Here is a 19,595-nt window from a genome sequence, read left to right as displayed (position 1 = left end):
CCCGTCGTCCGGCCCAATACCGGGCCCCATTTCGCCGATGCGCAGGTTCCCCACGGAACCATCCCTGCCAGCGCAGATTCCGCGCAGAAACCTGCGCAAACTCGGACGAGGCCGTTCGCGCCACCGGGGCCGCCCCGAGCCACCGACCCGCACCCGGAACCGGCGTCCCCAGTCCGGTTCAGCCACCCTCCGGTGGCCTTTGGAGCGAGACTGTGCAAATCTGAGCATGCCCAGGGAGGCTGAGTCCCGGCGCGCGCAAGCCCGCCCGGCCGGACTCCCCCGCCAATCACTGAAGGAAATCCCGTGACCCCGTACTCCGGGCCGGAAAACGGCCAGACTACTGATGAGTCCCCCCTGGAGAAGGCGGGCCCCCTCGGGCCCACCCGTGAGGTGACTCACCCTGTGGCGAAGGGACCGGTCGTCTCCCCCCCGCACACCGTCGACGGATTCGTGAAGGAGTTCCTGCGGGAACTCAACTACGGCCAGGGCGTGACCCTGAGCCGTTCCACCCAGAACGACCAGTACCTGGCGCTGGCCCGCACCGTGCGCCACTACCTGATGGCCTACTGGCTGCAGACCCAGAAGCACTACCGCGAAACCGGCGCGAAGACCGTCGGCTACCTCTCCGCCGAGTACCTGCTCGGGCGCCAGCTGAACAACAACCTCCTGGCCACCGGCCTGGCCGAGATCGCCGAAGAGGCCATGGAGCAGGTCGGCCTGAGCCTCGGCGCCATCCGCGCCCAGGAGGTCGAGCCCGGCCTCGGCAATGGTGGCCTGGGTCGCCTGGCCGCCTGCTTCATCGACTCGCTGGCCACCATGAGCATCCCGAGCATCGGCTACGGCATCCGCTACGAGTACGGCATCTTCCGCCAGACCTTCAAGAACGGACGACAGGTCGAGCAGCCCGACAGCTGGTTGACCCTGGGCGTCCCGTGGGAGTTCCCGCACCCGGAGGCCTCGGTCACCATCAAGTTCGGCGGCCACACCGAGAAGTACGACGACGAGGGCACCGAGCGTACCCGCTGGGTCCACAGCTGGGACGTCCGCGCGGTTCCCTACAACTATATGGTGCCCGGCTACCAGAACGACCGGGTGAACACCCTGCGCCTGTGGTCGGCCCAGGCCACCAAGGCCTTCGACCTGCAGATCTTCAACGCCGGTGACTACGCCGAGGCCGTCCGCGCCCGGACCTTCGCCGAGAACATCTCCAAGGTGCTCTACCCCGAGGACTCCACGATCCAGGGCAAGGAACTGCGCCTGCAGCAGCAGTACTTCTTCGTGGCCGCGTCGCTGCGCGACTTCATCGACCAGCTGCCTGAGGACTTCGACCTGCGCAACCTGCACGAGCGCATCGTCTTCCAGCTCAATGACACCCACCCGGTGATCGGCATCCCCGAGCTGATGCGCATCCTGGTCGACGAGGAGCACTTTGAGTGGGACGAGGCCTGGGAAGTCACCCAGAAGTGTTTCAACTACACCTGTCACACCCTGCTGCCCGAGGCCCTCGAGGTCTGGCCGACCGAGCTGATGGGGCGCCTGCTGCCCCGCCACCTCGAGATCATCTACCGCATCAACGAGGAGTTCCTGGTCGAGGTGCGCAAGGCCTACCCCGGCGACGAGTTCCGGGCCAACCGCATGTCGATCATCTCCGAGCACCCCGAGCGCGCGGTGCGGATGGCCTACCTGGCCACCGTCGGCGGCTCCAAGGTCAACGGTGTCGCCGCGCTGCACTCCGAACTGCTGCGGGACAAGGTCTTCACCGACTTCTCGGAGATGATGCCCGAGAAGTTCACCAACGTGACCAATGGTGTGACCCCGCGCCGGTTCGTCCGCATCTCGAACCCCGCGCTGTCGCAGGTCATCACCGGCACCATCGGCAAGGGCTGGGTCCCCAACCTGTCGCGGCTCGGCGAGCTCGAGTCCTACGTCACCGACGAGGAGTTCCTGGACAAGTTCGTCGAGGCCAAGCGGGCCAACAAGGTTCGCCTGGTCCGCCTGCTGGCCAAGCGTGACGGCATCGTCCTGCCCGAGGACCACCTGCTCGACGTGATGGTCAAGCGACTGCACGAGTACAAGCGCCAATCGCTGAAGCTGCTGCACATCGTCAGCCTCTACGAGCAGATCATCACCGGTGACCTCGACCCGGCTGACGTGACCCCGCGCACGGTGGTCTTCGGCGCGAAGGCAGCGCCCGGCTACCGGATGGCCAAGGAGACGATCTTCCTGATCAACAAAGTCGCCGAAACGATCAACGCCGACAAGCGCGTCGACGACGTGCTGAAGATCGCCTTCCCGGCCAACTACAATGTGACCCTGGCCGAGAAGCTGATCCCCGCCGCGGACCTGTCCGAGCAGATCTCGCTGGCCGGCAAGGAGGCCTCGGGCACCGGCAACATGAAGTTCGCCCTCAACGGCGCGCTGACCATCGGCACCCTCGACGGGGCCAATGTCGAGATCCGCGAGCAGGTGGGTGAGGACAACTTCTTCCTGTTCGGCATGACCGAGCCGGAGGTGGCCAAGACCCAGGCCGCGGGCTACGTGCCCAGCAAGGTGTACGAGAGCAACGAACGCCTGCGCCGCACCATTGACCTGCTCGGCAGTGGCCACTTCACCGGTGGCGACCGCGAGGCGGCCGGCCCGGTGGTCTCCGACCTGCTGTACAACGACCGGTTCCTCGCCCTCGCCGACTTCCAGTCCTACCTGGACGCCCAGGACGAGGTCGAGCAGGCCTACGCCGACAAGAAGCGTTGGACGACCTCGTCGGTGTTGAATGTCGCCCGCTCGGGCTTCTTCTCCTCCGACCGGTCCATCGCCGACTACCTCGACCGCATCTGGCACGTGAACCCGGTGCGCTGAGCACAGTGCGCTGAACACCACCTGCTCCACCCAGGAGACGCCCTCGCACTGCGGGGGCGTCTCCTGCGTCCGGGCCGGCTGCGACAGGGCCGCATCCCGGGGCCACCTAGGCTGCGGCCATGTACCTCGCGACCCCGACGTGGACCAGCGCACCGGCTCGTGCCGACCACCCCAATGAGGACGCGGTGCGCGTCGGCCCCGGTTGGGCAGTGGTCATCGACGGGGCGGGGGTCGAGGCCCGTTACCGGGTCGGCTGCCACCACTCGGTGGCCTGGTACTCGCACCACCTGGCCGATGCCCTGGCCCGTCGGTTCACCGACCGGGCGACCGAGCCGCGCGACGCCCTGGCCGGTGCCATCGGCGAGGTTCGCGGGCTGCACGCGGTTCACGGGCTGCAGGCGGGCGAGTGCGACTTCGTGGGCGGCTCACCCTCGGCCACCGTGGCCGCGTTCCGGGTCGTCCCCGCGGACCAGCCCACCGTCGTCGAGACCCTCGTTCTGTGCGACGCCGCGGTACTGCTGCTGCACCGCGACGGCAGCGCCCTCGAACTGACCGACCGGCGCATCGAGGCCACGGTCACGCTCGTCGCCGAGCACCGACGGGCCCTGCGCACCCAGGGGGCGGACGAGGCAGCCGTCTTCGAGCAGGGCCGGGCCGTGGCCGAAGGACTGCGCAACCACCCCGACGGGTTCTGGGTGGCCCGGGAGGACCCGGCGGTCGCCCGGCACGCCCTGGTCACTCGCACCGACCTGGCCGACCTGAGGGCGGTGGTCGCCTGCTCCGACGGTATCACCCGCGCCCATGAAAGCCTGGGCCTGCACACCCCGGCCTCCCTGGCCGAAGCCCTGGCCTGGACACCACTGGACGAGGTCGTCGCCGCCATCCGTGCCGCCGAGGCACAGGTGCCCCACCCGGCCGGGAAACGCCACGACGACGCCACCGCCGCCGTGCTGGTGTATGAGCCCCCACATCAACCACCAACGGCGCACATCGGTCCACCTATGGTGGGCAAACGTGCAGATTCATCACGACCTGTGGTGGATTCATCATTAAGTGTGTTTGAATCGGATCAGCGCCCCGGACGGCGCTCCGGGTGACCAATGGTCGGTCGTCCGCGTACAGGAATCAACGCTGATTTGAGGTGCCACATGTCCACTTCCGACCCGCTGGTGATTGCCGTTGACTCGTCGACGACGTCGAGCAAGGCCATCATCGTCGACCCCGAGGGGAAGGTCCTTGCCCTCGGCAAGCGCGAAATCCAGCTCAAGCAGCCCAAGTCGGGTTACGGCGAGCACGATCCTGAGGCCTGGTGGAACTCCACCAACGAGGCTGTCGCAGCCGCGATCTCGCACCTCAGCGACGCCGACAAGGAACGCATCGTCGCGATGGGTGTCACCCACCAGCGCGAGACGTTCGCCCCCTTCAAGGAGGACGGCACCCCGCTGCGCAACGGCATCCTGTGGCTCGACATCCGCGCCGCCGACCAGATCAAGAAGTACGGCAGCCAAGAGATCTGGGAGCTGTCTGGCAAGCCTGCCGACGTCACGCCCGCCATCTACAAGATGGCCTGGGTGAAGGAGAACGAGCCCGGCGTCCTCGAAGGTGCCGACCGCGTCGTCAACGTGCACGCCTACCTGGTCTACAAGCTGCTGGGCGAGTGGAAGGACTCGGTCGCCTGCGCCGACTCCCTCGGCCTGTTCGACATCGCCGCCCAGAAGTACGACCAGAAGCTGCTCGACATCGCCGGTGTCCGTGAGGACCAGATGGCCGAGCTGTCAAAGCCCGGCGAGGTGCTCGGCAACATCCAGGAGAGCGTCCTCGACCAGTGGGGCCTGACCCAGGACGTCGTGCTGGTGGCCGGTCTCGGTGACGGCCAGGCGGCCGGCATCGGTGCGGCTGCCGTCGACCCCGAGGTGCTCTACATGAACCTGGGCACCGCCGTGGTGGCCGGTGTCCTGTCGAACGACTACGCCTTCGGGCCGGTCTACCGCACGCTGGCCGGCGGCATCCCGGACACCTTCGTCCTCGAGCTGCTGCAGTCCTCGGGTGCCTTCCTGCCAACCTGGTACCGCACCGCCTTCGGCAACCCGGAGCTGGGTGGGCGGCCCGACCCCGAGCTGGAGCGCATCGCCACCGAGCGCACCCCCGGTTCCGGTGGCCTGGTCACCCTGCCCTACTGGAACGCCGTCCAGAGCCCCTACTGGGACCCGATCGCCCGCGGCGCGGTCGTGGGCTGGCGCGGCTCGCACGGGCGCGGCTCGATGTACCGCTCGATCCTCGAGGCCATCGGCCTGGAGATGGCCCGCTCGCTGCGCGGCATGGAGGAGGGCACCGGCACCAAGGTGACCACCGTGCGTGCCATGGGTGGCGGCGTGCGTTCCCCACTGTGGCGCCAGATCATGGCCGACACCACCGGCCTTCCGATCACCGCCTGCGTCGAGGACGAAATCTCCGCCCTCGGTGCCGGTGTGCTGGCGATGGCCTCCACCGGGGTCCACGGGGACACCTCGATCGCGACCGCAGCCAAGGCAATGGCCCGTTTCGGTGACGTCACCGAGCCGGACGACTCGAAGAAGGACATCTACGCTGAACTCGGGGAGATCCAGGGCAAGTTGTACAACGCCCTCAAGGAGAGCACCCACGAGCTGCACGCCTTCGCCACCAAGTACCCCGACGCCGAGGTCGCTGACGTCGAGGAGTGACTCCGCACCCCTTCCCTAGTCGCAGTCACCGCACGACCACCTGAAAGGCAAGCATGAGCAAGATCACGATTCTGGGCGCCGGAGCCATGGGTTCCGGCCTGGCCAACGCCATGGTCCGAGCCGGTTGGGAGACCAACCTGTGGGGCACCTGGCTGGACGACCACCTCGTCGACGCCATCGAAGCGGGCACCCCGCACCCGCGCATCGATGTCGTCATCGACAAGGCGGTCAACACGTTCCGTTCCGACCAGCTGGACGAGGCACTCGCCGGCGCCCAGGTCGTGGTCCTGTCCGTCAGTTCCGTGGGTGTGCCGAAGGTGGCCGAAATGGCACTGGACGGCATCGTCGCGGCCGACGCGCTGTGGCTGACCTCGAAGGGGTTCTACGAGAACGAGGACGGCACCATCGAACTGCTGCCCTCGGGCCTGCGTCGACTGGCCGCGAGCAGGGGTGTCGAACTGCCGCCCATCGTCGCCATCGCCGGCCCGGTGAAGGCCAACGAGGCAGCCGCCGGTGAGGCGACCGCCACCATCTTCGGCTGCAAGGACCTCTCGGTGGCCACCAAGTACGCCGCCGAGGCCCACTCGGAGCGCTACTGCCCCGAACCGACCGACGACGAGGTCGGCGTGGAGATCTGCGCGCCGATGAAGAACGTCTACGCCATCGCCCTGGGCATCGCCGATGGGCTGGGCGAACTGCGTGGTCGTCCGCACCACAACATGAAGGCGGCCACCTTCGCCCAGGCCGTCAAGGAGATGTCCCTGCTCGGGCAGGCACTGGGTGCTCGTCCCGAGACCGCCTTCGGCCTGGCCGGGGTCGGCGACCTGGAGGTCACCGGCCTGTCGGGCCGCAACAAGGTCTACGGCGTCCGGGTCGGTCGCGGCGAGGGCGCCCATGCGGCGCTGAAGACCATGGACGAACTCGAGCAGACCGTCGAGGGTGTCAACGCCGTCGGCCTGGCCGTCCAGCTGGTCGAGCAGACCGACCCGGCGCTGGCCGAGAAGCTGCCGCTGCTGGCGGCGGTGCGGGCCATCGTCACCGATGATGCCGAGAACTACGAAGAGCTGGTCAACAAGGCGGTCCTGCCGCCTGCACCCAACAACTGAACAAGCTACCGGGGAGGGCCGATCGCGCCCTCCCCGGTTCTGCATCCCCACCTGAGCACCACGGTTCGAGAGAGGACACCCACACAATGCGCGCCTATATGTTCTACGGCCCCGGCGACCTGCGCCTGGAGGACGTATCCGAGGGCAAGCCCGGCCCCGGCGAGATCGCCGTCGAGATCAAGGCTGCCGCCACCTGCGGCACCGACCTGAAGTCGTACCGACGCGGCCACCCGACCCTGTTCCCCACCCTGCCCGCCCGTTTCGGCCATGAGTTCGCCGGCATCGTCACCGAGGTCGGTGAGGGGGTCGAGAAGTTCCAGGTGGGCCAGCGCGTGGTCGCGGCCAACACCGCCCCCTGCGGTTCGTGCTGGGCCTGCACCATCGGACGCGAGTCGCTGTGCGAGAACCTGCAGTACCTCAACGGCGCCTTCGCCGAGCAGATCGTGGTGCCCAAGGCCATCGTCGACCGCAACACCTACGCCATTCCCGACACCCTGGCCTTCGAGGCCGCTGCCCCGCTGGAGCCGCTGTCGACCGTTGTCCACGGCATGAACGAGTCCGAGATCCGCCTCGGCGACACCGTGGTGATCAACGGCGCGGGCCCGATCGGCCAGATGTTCCTCAAGCTCGCCCAGCTGCGGGGCGCGACCGTCGTGGTCGCCGACCGTTCCGAGGGCAGGCTCGAGCAGGCCAAGAAGGCCGGTGCCGCGGTGACGGTGAACCTGACCGGGCTGGAGACCCCCGAGGAGTGCGCCGCCGCCGTGCGTCCCTACACCCCGGGCGGACGAGGCGCTGACGTGGCCATCGAGGCCGTGGGCCTGCCGCAGGTCTGGGAGCAGACCGTGCTCGGGCTTCGTCCCGGTGGCGTGGCCGTACTGTTCGGCGGCACCCCGAAGAACGCGCCGTTCACCTTGAACTCCTCCGACATGCACTACAAGGAGTACACGATCAAGGGCGTCTACCACCACCAGCCCCGCTTCGTCGAAATCGCCGTGGGCCTGCTCGCCAGCGGCAAGTTCGACGGCATGAGCCTGGTCACCGAGGTGCGCCCGCTCGAAGCCCTGGTCGACTCGCTCGAAGACATGAGCAAGGGCCTCGGCTCGAAGTACATCCTGCAGCCCTGACCTGCCACGAAACCTAGAAGGGACACACCCCATGTTGTTGCAGAATGAACGCGCCGAAGTCGTCTGGGTCTGCCAGGAGATGCAGCGCCTCGGACTGGTCGTCGGCACCGCCGGGAACGTTTCGGCGCGCGTCGGTGACAAGGTCGTGATCTCACCCTCGGGCATGGACTATGCCCTCATGGAACCCGGAGACGTCGGCGTGCACGACCTCGAGGGCAACCCGATCGACGCCAAGTACAAGCCGTCGAGCGAACTGCCGCTGCACCTGGCCGTGTACGCGTCCACCGATGCCGGTGCGGTGACACACAACCACGCCCCGGCCTCCACCGCCCTGAGCACCGTGGTCGACGAGATCCCGGGCACGCACTACTACTCGTCCATGTTCGGTGGGTTGATCCGGGTCGCGCCCTATGCCACCTTCGGCACCGACCAGCTCGCCATCAACGTGGCTGACGCCCTCAAGGACCGCACCGGTGCCCTGATGGCCAACCACGGCGCGCTGACCACCGGCCCGACGCTGTCGAAGGCATTCAGCCTGTTGCCCTACCTGGAGTACATTTGCGAGGTACAGCTGCGAGCAATGGCAGCGGCCCCGGGAATGGCCCCGGGCGCCAAGATCAAGGTCCTGTCCGACGAATTGATGGAAGAAGCCGGGGCAGGCATGCGCGGGTACGGCCAGTCGAAGTGAGCCCTCGCACGAGACCGTGAAGTGAGTTGATACCAGTGAGCCAACAGGGGACCTCCTCCAAGCAGGACCGGCAGGACCGACTTGCCACGATGATCTTCGGGCGAGGGACTGTGCGCGTCGAGGAACTGCAGGATGAGATGGGTGTCTCTGCGATGACCCTCTACCGCGACCTGGCAGAGCTGGAAGCACGGCAGGTGGTCATCCGGTCCCGTGGTGAGGTCTCCGCGGCTGCGTCCTCCCTGTCCGAGACGTCTTTCGAGTTTCGTCTCGGGCAGGAGGCCGCGGCCAAGAGGTCGCTGGCGAACCTGGTGGCGCCGTTGATCGGGCGGGGTGACTCGGTACTGGTCGACGACTCAACCACCGCCCACTTCATCCTGGAGGCGGTGATCGACCGTGGCCCGCTCACGGTGGTCAGCAACTGCACCGGCCCGGCGAACATGGTGATGGAACACCACGAGGCTGAACTGATCATGATCGGCGGGCGCTACCTGCGCCCGCTGCAGGCGTTCTACGGGCCCTCGGCCATCACCGCCCTGAGCGGGGTCCGGGTCGATGTCGCCCTGATCGGTGCCGCCGCAATCCACCGCGGCATCGTCCACCACCCCTACGAGGACGTGGCCCGGTACAAGCACTTCGCGATGGGGCGCGCGACCACCTCGGTGCTGGCGGTGACCGAATCGAAGTTCGCCCGCTCGGCGCTCTACGAGGTCTGTGCGCTGTCCGACTTCGACGTGGTGGTCACCGACATGAGCCCGGACGAACCGCAGTTGGTCGCCGCCGCCGAGGCCGGGGTGAGGGTGCTCAGCACCGTCGGCTGAGCTGAGTTGATGATGGGTTTCTGCTGATTCGGGGCCCAGCCATAATTGACCGCCCAGTTAATTGTGGTCGGCAGCCCAACGGTTGGTGCCGCCCTCGTCCAGCACCTTCTGGATGCCGGTCTCGTCGAAGATCACCACGGACCCCTGCGGCAGCAGCAGCGCGGGCACCAGGAACGAGTACTCGTCCAGCAGTGCCCCGGCCGGGATCAGGCGCAACTGGTCGGGCTCGGGTGAGCCCTGCGGTGGGAACGGTGAGAGGAACCAGCCCGAGGCCACCGAGCCGTCGGCCTGCTCCTGGGGCGCGGTCGTGCGGTGCAGGTACACGGTCGGCTGGCCCCGGCCGGCGCGCGGCATCAGGTCGGTGTGCACCAGCACGTAGTGGTCGACCCGGCACTGCTGCGACGCCAAGCCCGTCCGGGCCACGACGGCGGCCTGGGTGTGCAGGCTGACCAGGGCCACCGAGGCGTCATCGGTCCAGGACACCTGGCCCAGTTGGAAGGCCAGCACCTGCCACTGGCCGCGCCGGCCATCCCCGGCGACCTCACGCTGCTCGGTCATGTAGACCCATGAGCCGACCTCAATGGTGAAACCGGTGGCCCACTGCTCGCGGACCTCGGCGAGCACACTGAGCACCAGCGTGGCCTCGTGCTGCGTCTCAGGTGCGCCGTTGATGGTGAGCGTGTCGTCGCCGACGTCCAGGGTGAAGGCTGTCATCGTCCCCACCCTACGTGGGGGCCGGTCCAGCCTCAGACGGCCCGGTTCCGCTTCCAGTGCTCGGTGCCGCTGGCCGAGACGACCGAACTGATCCCGTTGTCGTCGAACCGCACCACGGTGCCCAGCGGCAGCAGCATGGCGCTGACCGCCACCGGGAAGTCCTCGGCGAGCGAACCCATCGTCCGTCGGACGAGCTGGTCGGGGCGGGGCACGTCGGCGCCGACCGGGCCCAGGTACCAGCCGGAGTCGTGGCCGTCGTCGGCCAGGTCCTCACCGCTGCTGCGGCGGCGGAACTCGAGGGCGGCCGGGTCGGGGTCCTCGACGAGCAGCACGTCCTCGTGCACCAGCACCAGGTGGTCGACGCGACCCTCGGCCGGTTCGACGCCGACCCGGGCGAGCACGCGGTACTGGCTGTCCATCAGTTCCAGGGCCTCGGTGGCGTCGTCGCTCCACTGCTCGGGGCCGCCGGACAATGCCTGCAGCTGCCAGCGTCCCGCGGCGCGTTCGTCGAGCCGGAAGATCCAGCTGCCGGCCTCGACCAGGAACCCGTCGGTCCACTGGTCGGCTGCCCCGGCCACCTGGGCCAGGGTGTACTCGACAAGCTTGCCCACCGAGGCGATGGACGAGGACGACTGCAGGGCGAGCGTGCGGGAGCCGAGGTCAATGACGTGTTCCATGGCCCTCAGCCTAGGCGGACCCGCCTGTGCCAATCACGGCCGCCACCAGCAGCAGCACCGAGGCGGCCACCTCGATCAGCCCGATCTGCAGCACTGTCAGCGGCCGGCTGTCCAGCGTCGTCGGTTCCCAGACGGCCCGGGCCAGCAGCAGCACCGCCAGCACCAACCAGGCCCACCCGAGCCAGCCCACCAGCGCGGCGACGGCCACCCCGGCCAGCAGCAGCACGTGGTAGCCGATCGAGGCGGCCAGCCACCCACGGCTGCCGCGTTGCCTGATCATGGTCTTGACGGTGAACACGGTGCCGGCGAAGTAGGCCACGGTCGCGGCCAGGGTGGCCAGCTCCGTACCGGTGGCCGACAACACCTCGGCGGGGGCCCAGTAGCGGGTCACCACACCAACCCCGGTACCGGCGAGGATGCTGACCACCCCGGCCAGCAGCGAGCGTTCCTTCTTCTGCCGGGTCAACAGCAATGCCAGCGCCACCAGCAGGGCCCCGGCCAGCCCCCACCACAGCACCTGGGGGCCACCGAGGACGACGGCAGTGCCGCCGAGCAGTAGGGCTGAGGCGCCGTAGACCGCCAGCGGCCGACGGTAGGCGGCCCGGCGCACCGGCGCGGCCTTGGTCATCAAGGTAGCGGCGTTGAAGGCCAGGTAGCCCAGCAGCCACGCCGGCCCCAGCAGCACCCGGGCGGCATCGAGCACACCGGCCCGCTGGGCGAGCAGCAGGCCCACCAGCCACGGCACCACCAGCATCGCCCAGGCCCCGTGCTGCTGCGGCAGCCAGCCGTTGTTGCGCCCGCCCTTTCGTCCCGGTTTGCGAGCCCCCACGCGAGCCCCTTCGTGGGCCCCACGCTGCGCGAATCCCGGCCGCGGGGTCGAGGCCCGGGTGGACCCGGCGCGGGTGGGTGAGGTCATGGCTTCGACCCTACCGAGCGGCTTCCCGGGGCGGTTCGGCGGGGTGTTCCCCTGCCCCCGCTTCCGGGCTAGCCTTGGGCACGAGCGGCGTCCACGGGTGGCGCCGTCGCGCAGGGGGGGCAGATGGGTCAGCAGAGCACGGGCCGGATGAATGTGGAGAGTTTCAACCTTGACCACCGCACGGTGGCGGCGCCCTACGTGCGGGTGGCCGACACCAAGCAGTTGCCCGGCGGCGCGGTGATCACCAAGTACGACGTGCGCTTCACCCAGCCCAACGAGGGCCACCTCGAGATGCCCACGGTGCACTCACTGGAACACACCATGGCCGAGAAGATTCGCGACCACGTCGACAATGTCATCGACGTCTCACCGATGGGCTGCCAGACCGGGTTCTACTTCACCGTCGTCAACCAGGACGAGCGTGGGGGCATGCTGGCCTTCCTGGACGTGCTGGCTGCGGCCCTGGGCGACGTGGTCACCGCCACCGAGGTGCCGGCGGCCAACGAGGTGCAGTGCGGCTGGGCCGCCAGCCACGACCTGGCCGGGGCCCAGCAGGCCGCACAGGCCTTCCTCGACCAGCGCGACGCCTGGCAGGAGGTGCACCGATGACCGCCCTGGGCACCGACCGGCCACGGGTGCGGGCCATCCTGATCGCGGCCATGGGCCAGGAGATCCGACCGTTCTGCAACCGGGCCACCGACCTCGGCGAGGTCCACGCAGTGGGCAACGCCAAGCTGCAGGAAGGACGCATCGAGGGCCTCGACGTCGTCCTGGTGCGCTGCGGCATCGGACTGGTCAACAGTGCCTCGGCCACCGTCGCGGCGCTGCACCGCTGGCAGCCCGACATCGTCATCTCGGTCGGCAGCGCCGGCGGGCTGCAGGGCAAGGTGAAGCGTGGTGATGTGGTCGCCAGCACCGAGCTGACCTACTCGACCGCCGACGCCGTGGCCTTCGGCTACACGATGGGGCAGGTGCCGGGCATGCCGGTGACCTTCAGCGGTGACTCCGCCAGCCTGGCCGCCATCGGCGACGACGACTCGGTCGTAGCCGGCCCGATCGCCTCGGGCGACGTGTTCGTCAGCGGCTACCTGCTCGACAACATCATCTTCGAGTTCCCCCAGACCGCAGCGGTCGACATGGAATCCACCGCGGTGGCCCAGGTCTGCCACTCCTACGAGGTGCCGTTCATCTCGATCCGGGGCATCTCGGACATGTGCGGGCAGGACGCCAGCAGCGAGCACGACGACAACCTCGACGATGTCTCCGAGCGCTCGGCCAATGCCGTGGTCAGGCTGCTGACCAAGGTGAACGCGACGACCGCCTGAACCGTTCGCCCGCTCGAACAGGAGCCGACAGCAACACCGACAGGCAGCGGGCCCTGCACCGGATTGGTGCAGGGCCCGCTGGTGTCGTGGGCAGTACTCCGGGTCAGACCTTGAGGTCCTTCGACAGGCCCAGCGCCCGGTGCACCAGCTCGACCGGGTGCACGGTGGGAACACCGGTGTGCTTCTCGATCTGCCAACGGCAGGTCTCGGTGTCACAGGTGGCGATGTTCTGGTTGGTCGCCTTGACCATGTCGAACACCGGCTGGCCGACGGCCTTGCCGATCTCGTACTTCTCCTTCTTCAGGCCGTAGGTGCCGGCGATACCGCAGCAGGGCTGGCCGGACTCGACGACCTTCACCCCGGGGATGGCCGACATCACGTGCACCGCGGGGGTGCCCATGTACTGCGACTTCACCTGGCAGGGCTGGTGGTAGGGGATGGTGGCATCGATCTCGGTGAACATGTCGGGGGTCAGGATGCCCTCGTCCATCAGTTCCAGCAGGAACTCCGAGGTCTCCCGCATCCGCGAACCCATGTTCAGCAGCTTCGGGCTGGTCAGGCCGAGGATCTCGTGGGCCTCGTGCTTGAGCATGCCCGTGCACGAGCCGGAGCTCGAGACCACGGTCAGCTCACGCCCGGCGGTGTTGAGGTCGTCCACCAGCTGCATGACGCTCTTGCGGGCACCCTCGAACAGGCCGTTGCTCTGCTGGGCCAGGCCGCAGCAGCCCTGCTTGGGCACCAGCACCTCGAAGCCCAGGTGTTCGAGCACCTCGATGGTCTTCTTCGAGGTCTCGACCTGGAAGTAGCCTCCGGCGCACCCGGTGAAGAACACGACCGGGCCACGGGTCGGGGCCTTGGTCGGGGGCTTGCGCTTCTTGAGCCAGCCCTGGATGGTCTGCGGCTGGGCGGTCGGCATGGCGGCGTTCTTGTGGACACCGACCACGGCCTGGACGACCGAACGGATCGGCCCGGCCGACAGCGCCATGTTCGCGATCGGGGCGAAGGGTGTCATGAACTTGCCCATCAGCACCGTGTTGGTGATCAGCCGGTCGCGCAGCGGCATGTTGTCCTTCTTCATCTCCGCGCGCGCAATCGAGTTGATCTCGTTGATCTTGACGCCCTGGGGGCACGCCTGGGTGCAGATGCCGCACGAGCTGCAGTAGTCGAGCGACTTGTCGACCGACTCACCGTCGCGGAAGCGCTCTGCCTGCGGCCCCACGAACTTCGGGCCGGGGAACAGCGGGGTCACCCGGGCGACCGGGCACTGCGTCTCGCAGATGGTGCACTTGACGCAGTTGTCGAGGCTGGCCCTGATCTCGTGCTGGTCGAAGGCCAGGTCGTCGCCGTGGTCGTGGACCAGGTCGGTGTTGGGAATCGTGTCAGTCATCGCGCAACTCCTTCAGAAATGGTGGCCACGGCCTTCATCGCACTGGCCAGGGCAATGCCCTCGCCGGACTTCTCCTCCCAGCGGATGGACCCCGCCAGGATGCCGCCGGCGGCGAGCAGGTTGGGATGCACGGGGCCGCCCTGGTCATTGAGCACCCTCATCGAATCATCGACCCGCACGCCGACCTTGAACAACGGCTGCGGTTCGCCCCAGAAGTCGCCGTGGATCAGCTCGGCGGCATCGGTCGCCGTCACCGGCAGGCCGAGGACGGTTTCGGAGACGTTGTTGTAGGAGTCGACGGCCAGGGTGCCCGACTCGAACCCGCCGCCGCAGTGGACGACCCAGTCGGTCTTGATCACCCGGTCGCGACCGGCGGTCTTGACGGTGACCCCGGTGATCGCACCACCTTCAGCGACCACCCCGACCACCTCGGCGCCGACCATCATCCGCACACCGGCGGTCTTGGCGGCCATCGACAGTGCCTGGTTCAGGCGCATGCCGACCACCGACGGCGGCTGGGAGACGATCTCGAACAGCGGCGCACCGATCGCGTCCTGCACCTCGTCGAAGACGGTCGGGTCGTTCAGCCCCAGCACCGCCGGCACACCGACGGTTTCGCCGGGCTGCACCAGCGCCTTCAGCTTGGCCGCGAACTTCGCCCGGAAGTCGGGGTTGTCCATGGCCCGGGCGTACTGGACGGGGTTGGCGTCGACCTCGTGGTCGACGCGCGGCAGCGAGAAGCTCGCATGCCGGGCCTCGACCGGGTCACCGTCGGGCAGCGGGGTGCGGGCGATGTTCCCGGCGATCAGCTGCGGGTGGTAGTCCTTCAGCTCGTGGATGCCCACGATCAGGAACTTCTTGCCCTGTTCGACCACGCCGTTGGCCATCGAGCGGGGCACCAGCGCCGTCGGACGAAGGGCTCCCACCGCGGTCGGGTAGAGGCCGTTCGTGTTGGCGTCGCCGACCAGTTCCTGGGGGCCGAGCAGGTCACGCAGCAGGGTGATGCCCTGCTGCACGGCCTCGGGCCCGGTGATCCTGTAGGGGTGTTCGGCGGGCAGGTCCTCGAACCCGTCCAGCGGACGAGGGACCAGAGTGTGGTGCTGGTCGCCGGTGTAGCCCAGCACGTCGATGGTGCCCTGGGACAGCTGGAGCCCGCCCAGGCCCTTGGTGACCACCGTCACCCTGACCCCCTGCTGGGCCAGGCCCAGGGCGGTGGTCAGGCCCGCGATGCCCGACCCGATGACGACCGCGGAACGGTCGCCGGTCAGGGTGGTGCGGGTGATCGGCATGTGGTTCTCGGTCATCAGACAACCTCTTCCTCAGCCTGGGGCAGGTGTTCGACATCGAACGTGCCGTGATAGATCCAGTTGTCCAGTGCGGTCTGGCGCACCTGCTCGCCGTACAGGATGGGCCACAGGCCGATCCACCGGTTCTTCAGGAACAGGCGCATCAACTCGGTCGCGCGGACCAAGTCGACCATCTTCTCCTCCAGGGCCACGCCGGTGGCGCGCATGGAGCAGAACCCGCCCTGGCAGGGGCCCATGCCCAGGCGCAGCTGGCGACGCAGGTCGTCGAAGCTGGCGGTGGGCTGTTCAGCCATCAGCTCAGTGATCATGCCGCGGCTCATCAGTTCGCACTCGCAGATGATCTGGTCGTCGCGGCGGTCCTTCTCGCGTTCCTCGAGCCGGTGGTTGACCGTGTAGAGCTTCTTGTCCTCGTTGCCGGGGATCACCTCGTCAGCGGTCTTGCACTCGTTCTTCTCGCCGAGCTTCTCCTCCATGATGTCGACCATGTGCTGGGCCATCAGGCGGTAGGTGGTCAGCTTGCCGCCGATGATCGACAGGATGCCGCTGACCCCGTCACGGGTGTCATGCTCGAGGATCTTCATGCCTCGGGTCATGTGCCGGGTGTCGGTGGCCGAGACGCGCGGGTCCTTGAACAGCGGACGAGCACCGGACCACGCGTGCACGGCACGCGACTTGCGGAACCCGGGCACCAGCACCTCGCCGGCGTCCAGCATCTGCTGCACCTCGTCGCGCGGGATGTCGAGCTGGTCGGGGTCTGTGGCCTTCACGTCGGTGGTGCCGATGATGCTCACGGTGTGCACCGGCACCAGGATGTCGCCGTCAGCGGGGTAGATGCAGCGGTTGACACACGAGTTCACCAGGCGGTGGTTCATCGCGATCATGATGCCGCGACCTGGCACCACCTCGACCTCTTCGCAGCCCGCCATGCCGGCGATCTGGCCGGCCCAGGGGCCACCGGCGTTCATCACGAACTTGCAGTCGATGATCACCTCTTCGCCGCGCTTCTCGTCGTAGGCGTGCACCGCCCGGACGGCGCCGTCGGCGACGTCGATGTCGGTCACCCGGTGGTAGGTCAGGATGTGGGCACCATGGCGCTTGGCGTCATTGGCCGCACCCCAGACCAACTGCCACCCGTCGACCGAGGCGTCCATCACGGCGAACGCCCGCTTGATGCCAGGGTTGACCCGCGGCTCGCGGCGCAGGGTCTCGGCGATGGTCAGTTCCTCGAAGGGGACCTTCGCCTCGGCGGCGCCGGTGGCGAACTTCGAGGAGTACTCGATGTCGTCATCGGGGCCCACCACGAACAGTCCCCCGGTGTCCTCGACCGCATGCGCCTGAATGCGGCGCAGGATCGCGTTCTCCTCGGCGCACTCGGAGGCCGAGTGGGGGTCGGAGACCACGTAGCGGCCGCCCGAGTGCAGCAAGCCGTGGTAGCGACCAGTCGTTCCCTGGCCGAGATCGGCCTTGTCCAGCAATGCGGTGGTGTAGCCACGCATCGCCACGTCACGGACGACACCGGCACCGGTGGCGCCGCCACCGATCACAACGACGTCCACACTCATTCGCTTCATGCAAGAGCCTCCCCAGTGAGGTTGATAGCCCTCACCATATTGCCGTTGTCGCGGTGTTGGCAGGCCGGGGTGTGAACTTGCAGCCAACTGGCCTGCGGCAAGCACATTCGTTCACAAATCGCGCTCAATTTCGTGCCGCTGACGTGCCGAAAATGGGTGTTCCTGCCCTGGGTGGTGGGGCTCAGTCGGTCAGCCTGAGGGCGTCGCGGTAGCTGATCACCCCCGAGGTCTGCAGCAGTGATCGGCGGTAGATCTTCTCGCCGACCACGATGGTCAGCGCCGCGAAGACCAGGTTCAGCACCAGACCGATGACCAGGTCGTACCACTCGGCGGTCCCGGCCATCAGTCGCTGCGGCATCAGCACCGATGAGATCACCGGCACGTAGCTCAGGATCGTCTGCAGGGTGCCCGTGGCGAACAGCCCGGCCATGTAGACCACCATCAGCACCATGATCAGCGGGGTGGTGGTCGACTGCAGGTCTTCCTGGCGGCTGGCCAGGGAGCCCGCCACCGCCCAGACGCAGGCCAGCGCCAGGAAACCGGCGATGAAGTAGACCAGGTACCAGACCACAGCGCTGGTCAGGCTGGGCAGCAGGTCGGCATAGGGGGTGAAGGCGACGCCCACCAGCCCGACGATCGCGAACAGCGCCATCTGGGCGAACCCGAGCACCGTGTTGCCCAGGATCTTGCCTGCCAGCAGGTGGCGGATCGGGATGGCCGCCGAGATGATCTCGACGATTCGCGACGACTTCTCCTCGACCACTGACCCGGCGATCTGCATGCCGAAGGTCATCGCCGACATGAAGAACAAGATGGCGAAGGCGAACCCGACGAGCATGGCCACCGCGGCCCGGTCGGTGTCCCCGACCAGCAGTTCGGTCTGCACGGTGGTGGCGGCTGCCAGTTCGGCCGGGGTCATCCCCGCCCGGGCGGCCAGGTCGGCCGAGACCTGGGCCTGGACGACCTGGCTCACGGTGGTCATCAGGCCGGTGTCGAGGTCACGCTCGAAGCTCAGTCGCCAGCCACCCCCGTCGGCGGGGGCGAGGTAGGCGTCGGCCTCACCGTCGAGCACCCACTGGCGGGCCTGGGCATCGTCGGTGGCGCGCACCACGTTGACCGCGCTCTTGTCGTTCTTGGCGTGTTCCACCTCGTGGGCGGCGGCCACGATGGCGGCGGCGTCGTCCCCGGTGACCGCGATCGTCGAGGTGCTGCCCCGCTCGCCGACCAGGATGCCGACCACGACGACGCCGATGATCAGCAGCAGGGTGACCAGGGTGCCGCTGACGAATGCCTTGTCGGTCAGCTTGGTCATGATCTCGCGGCGGGTCACGATCGCCCAGGCGTTCTTCGGCTGGCGGTAGGGGCGCGACTGGGTCGACGGGGCGGCCGGCTGGTCGTCCGGGCCCTGGATGGTGGGCTGGTCGGTGCGGCTCAGGCTGTCGGTGCTCATGCTGCGGTGACCTTTCGGTAGATCTCGCTGAGGGAGGGGACCAGCGGTGCGTACTCGCGGACGGACCCGCGGCGCAGCGCTTCGGCGAGCAGGGCCTGGTCGGCGCCGGGCTCGAGGTGGGACAGGATGGCGGTGTTGCCGTCGACGTCGTCGACGTTGACCCCGGTGAAGCCGCGTACCCAGCCGGCGTCCACGTCGAGGACCAGCCGCTGGCGGACGTCGCCCAGGGCGACCAGTTCATCACGCGTGCCCGAGGCGACGACTCGTCCGTGGGCCAGGATCACCAGGCCGTCGCACAGTCGGTCGACCAGGTCGAGCTGGTGGCTGCTGAACAGCACCGGCACGCCGGCCCCGGTGCGGGAGCGCAGCATGTCGCTGGTGGCGTCCAGGGCCATCGGGTCGAGCCCCGAGAAGGGTTCGTCGAGGATCAGGGCGGTGGGTGAGGCCATCAGGGCCGCGGTGATCTGGACGCGCTGCTGGTTGCCCAGTGAGAGCTTCTCGAGCTTGTCCTTCAGCCGCTCCCCCAGCCCCAGCTCGGTCAGCATCTCGGTGGCCTCGGCACTGGCCTGGGCGGCGGTCATGCCACGCAGTTCACCGAGGTAGACCAGCTGCGCCAGGATCGGCTGCTTGGGGTAGAGGCCGCGCTCCTCGGGCATGTACCCGAAAGCACGACGGTCGGCGTCGGTGGCCGGTCGTCCCTGCCAGGTCACGGTGCCACCATCGGTGGCCAGCAGGCCCATGATCATGCGCATCGTGGTGGTCTTGCCGGCGCCGTTGGCGCCGACGAAGCCGATGGTCTGGCCAGAGGGGACGGTGAACGACACATCATCGACGGCAACCCGGTCGCCGAAGCGACGGGTGAGGCCTTGGACTTCCAGCATGCTTCCTCCTGCGTTGGCGGGTGATGACTTCAGTCTCTCGTCCGGCAGCGGGTGCCCGGATCGCCCACGTGAG

General features: G+C 68.1%; 17 protein-coding genes. 9 read left to right on the top strand and 8 right to left on the bottom strand.

Annotation, left to right across the window (positions count from 1 at the left end; all coding sequences use genetic code 11):
• The first annotated feature begins 402 nt into the window (after positions 1-402).
• The 7 genes from ACQE3C_RS03610 (at position 403) to ACQE3C_RS03580 (ending at position 9,294) form a co-directional block, all read left to right on the top strand.
• Positions 403-2,856: a glycogen/starch/alpha-glucan phosphorylase gene (locus ACQE3C_RS03610; RefSeq protein WP_434537834.1), complete on the top strand. Its 2,454-nt coding sequence runs from the start codon at positions 403-405 to the stop codon at positions 2,854-2,856.
• Positions 2,857-2,975: 119 nt separating this feature from the next.
• Positions 2,976-3,953 carry a protein phosphatase 2C domain-containing protein gene (locus ACQE3C_RS03605; RefSeq protein ID WP_434537833.1) on the top strand — a complete coding sequence of 326 codons (978 nt, stop codon included), beginning with the start codon at positions 2,976-2,978 and terminating at the stop codon, positions 3,951-3,953.
• A gap of 51 nt (positions 3,954-4,004) precedes the next feature.
• A complete protein-coding gene (locus ACQE3C_RS03600) occupies positions 4,005-5,558 on the top strand; it encodes a xylulokinase (RefSeq protein WP_434537832.1) in 1,554 nt (517 codons plus the stop codon).
• A gap of 53 nt (positions 5,559-5,611) precedes the next feature.
• Positions 5,612-6,664 (top strand): NAD(P)-binding domain-containing protein, encoded by a 1,053-nt coding sequence (locus tag ACQE3C_RS03595; RefSeq protein ID WP_434537831.1) that lies wholly within the window; start codon positions 5,612-5,614, stop codon positions 6,662-6,664.
• An 86-nt stretch (positions 6,665-6,750) separates the two neighbouring features.
• Entirely contained in the window at positions 6,751-7,788 is a 1,038-nt protein-coding gene (locus tag ACQE3C_RS03590) for a zinc-dependent alcohol dehydrogenase (RefSeq protein WP_434537830.1), read from the top strand.
• 31 nt (positions 7,789-7,819) lie between these two features.
• Positions 7,820-8,476, top strand: coding sequence for a class II aldolase/adducin family protein (locus ACQE3C_RS03585; RefSeq protein ID WP_434537829.1), 657 nt, complete (start codon positions 7,820-7,822; stop codon positions 8,474-8,476).
• Positions 8,477-8,511: 35 nt separating this feature from the next.
• Entirely contained in the window at positions 8,512-9,294 is a 783-nt protein-coding gene (locus ACQE3C_RS03580) for a DeoR/GlpR family DNA-binding transcription regulator (protein WP_434537828.1), read from the top strand.
• 57 nt (positions 9,295-9,351) lie between these two features.
• Here ACQE3C_RS03580 and ACQE3C_RS03575 read toward each other — a convergent pair whose 3' ends face one another.
• The 3 genes from ACQE3C_RS03575 to ACQE3C_RS03565 are packed head-to-tail and all read right to left on the bottom strand — an operon-like array spanning position 9,352 to position 11,601.
• On the bottom strand, positions 9,352-10,008 hold the full coding sequence (locus ACQE3C_RS03575) for a hypothetical protein (RefSeq protein WP_434537827.1): 657 nt from the start codon (positions 10,006-10,008) through the stop codon (positions 9,352-9,354).
• Between the two features lie 32 nt (positions 10,009-10,040).
• A complete protein-coding gene (locus tag ACQE3C_RS03570) occupies positions 10,041-10,685 on the bottom strand; it encodes a hypothetical protein (RefSeq protein ID WP_434537826.1) in 645 nt (214 codons plus the stop codon).
• A gap of 10 nt (positions 10,686-10,695) precedes the next feature.
• Entirely contained in the window at positions 10,696-11,601 is a 906-nt protein-coding gene (locus ACQE3C_RS03565; RefSeq protein WP_434537825.1) for a YwiC-like family protein, read from the bottom strand.
• A 123-nt stretch (positions 11,602-11,724) separates the two neighbouring features.
• On the opposite strand from ACQE3C_RS03565, the gene ACQE3C_RS03560 reads away from it, so the two are divergent.
• Together ACQE3C_RS03560 and ACQE3C_RS03555 are read left to right on the top strand one after the other, a co-directional pair.
• Positions 11,725-12,210: an S-ribosylhomocysteine lyase gene (locus tag ACQE3C_RS03560; RefSeq protein ID WP_434537824.1), complete on the top strand. Its 486-nt coding sequence runs from the start codon at positions 11,725-11,727 to the stop codon at positions 12,208-12,210.
• Complete coding sequence (locus ACQE3C_RS03555; protein ID WP_434537823.1) at positions 12,207-12,926, top strand: 5'-methylthioadenosine/adenosylhomocysteine nucleosidase; 720 nt, start codon at positions 12,207-12,209, stop codon at positions 12,924-12,926. The genes ACQE3C_RS03560 and ACQE3C_RS03555 overlap by 4 nt, the downstream gene beginning before the upstream one ends.
• Before the next feature lie 103 nt (positions 12,927-13,029).
• On the opposite strand, the gene ACQE3C_RS03550 is transcribed toward ACQE3C_RS03555, so the two are convergent.
• The 5 genes from ACQE3C_RS03550 to ACQE3C_RS03530 all read right to left on the bottom strand — a co-directional run bounded on the left by ACQE3C_RS03550 (position 13,030) and on the right by ACQE3C_RS03530 (position 19,522).
• Positions 13,030-14,313 (bottom strand): anaerobic glycerol-3-phosphate dehydrogenase subunit C, encoded by a 1,284-nt coding sequence (locus tag ACQE3C_RS03550; RefSeq protein ID WP_434537822.1) that lies wholly within the window; start codon positions 14,311-14,313, stop codon positions 13,030-13,032.
• Entirely contained in the window at positions 14,310-15,617 is a 1,308-nt protein-coding gene (gene glpB / locus ACQE3C_RS03545) for a glycerol-3-phosphate dehydrogenase subunit GlpB (RefSeq protein WP_434537821.1), read from the bottom strand. The genes ACQE3C_RS03550 and glpB overlap by 4 nt, the downstream gene beginning before the upstream one ends.
• Positions 15,617-17,191 (bottom strand): anaerobic glycerol-3-phosphate dehydrogenase subunit GlpA, encoded by a 1,575-nt coding sequence (glpA, locus tag ACQE3C_RS03540; protein ID WP_434537820.1) that lies wholly within the window; start codon positions 17,189-17,191, stop codon positions 15,617-15,619. The genes glpB and glpA overlap by 1 nt, the downstream gene beginning before the upstream one ends.
• 181 nt (positions 17,192-17,372) lie before the next feature.
• The gene (locus tag ACQE3C_RS03535; protein ID WP_434537819.1) at positions 17,373-18,641 is read right to left on the bottom strand and encodes an ABC transporter permease; all 1,269 of its coding nucleotides are present in this window, start codon (positions 18,639-18,641) and stop codon (positions 17,373-17,375) included.
• A complete protein-coding gene (locus tag ACQE3C_RS03530) occupies positions 18,638-19,522 on the bottom strand; it encodes an ABC transporter ATP-binding protein (RefSeq protein ID WP_434537818.1) in 885 nt (294 codons plus the stop codon). The genes ACQE3C_RS03535 and ACQE3C_RS03530 overlap by 4 nt, the downstream gene beginning before the upstream one ends.
• Between the last annotated feature and the right edge of the window lie 73 nt (positions 19,523-19,595).

It is taken from the genome of Aestuariimicrobium sp. Y1814 (assembly GCF_050113895.1).
Taxonomy (GTDB): domain Bacteria; phylum Actinomycetota; class Actinomycetes; order Propionibacteriales; family Propionibacteriaceae; genus Aestuariimicrobium.
The sequence above is the reverse complement of the archived record's forward strand: the minus strand, read 5'-3'. Positions and strand labels throughout refer to the sequence as shown.

Coding starts and splice junctions, on each gene's coding strand:
- ACQE3C_RS03605 (WP_434537833.1), top strand. CDS start 2,976: ATGTACCTCGCGACCCCGACGTGGACCAGCGCACCGGCTCGTGCCGAC.
- ACQE3C_RS03600 (WP_434537832.1), top strand. CDS start 4,005: ATGTCCACTTCCGACCCGCTGGTGATTGCCGTTGACTCGTCGACGACG.
- ACQE3C_RS03595 (WP_434537831.1), top strand. CDS start 5,612: ATGAGCAAGATCACGATTCTGGGCGCCGGAGCCATGGGTTCCGGCCTG.
- ACQE3C_RS03590 (WP_434537830.1), top strand. CDS start 6,751: ATGCGCGCCTATATGTTCTACGGCCCCGGCGACCTGCGCCTGGAGGAC.
- ACQE3C_RS03585 (WP_434537829.1), top strand. CDS start 7,820: ATGTTGTTGCAGAATGAACGCGCCGAAGTCGTCTGGGTCTGCCAGGAG.
- ACQE3C_RS03575 (WP_434537827.1), bottom strand. CDS start 10,008: ATGACAGCCTTCACCCTGGACGTCGGCGACGACACGCTCACCATCAAC.
- ACQE3C_RS03570 (WP_434537826.1), bottom strand. CDS start 10,685: ATGGAACACGTCATTGACCTCGGCTCCCGCACGCTCGCCCTGCAGTCG.
- ACQE3C_RS03565 (WP_434537825.1), bottom strand. CDS start 11,601: ATGACCTCACCCACCCGCGCCGGGTCCACCCGGGCCTCGACCCCGCGG.
- ACQE3C_RS03560 (WP_434537824.1), top strand. CDS start 11,725: ATGGGTCAGCAGAGCACGGGCCGGATGAATGTGGAGAGTTTCAACCTT.
- ACQE3C_RS03555 (WP_434537823.1), top strand. CDS start 12,207: ATGACCGCCCTGGGCACCGACCGGCCACGGGTGCGGGCCATCCTGATC.
- ACQE3C_RS03550 (WP_434537822.1), bottom strand. CDS start 14,313: ATGACTGACACGATTCCCAACACCGACCTGGTCCACGACCACGGCGAC.
- glpB (WP_434537821.1), bottom strand. CDS start 15,617: ATGACCGAGAACCACATGCCGATCACCCGCACCACCCTGACCGGCGAC.
- glpA (WP_434537820.1), bottom strand. CDS start 17,191: ATGAAGCGAATGAGTGTGGACGTCGTTGTGATCGGTGGCGGCGCCACC.
- ACQE3C_RS03535 (WP_434537819.1), bottom strand. CDS start 18,641: ATGAGCACCGACAGCCTGAGCCGCACCGACCAGCCCACCATCCAGGGC.
- ACQE3C_RS03530 (WP_434537818.1), bottom strand. CDS start 19,522: ATGCTGGAAGTCCAAGGCCTCACCCGTCGCTTCGGCGACCGGGTTGCC.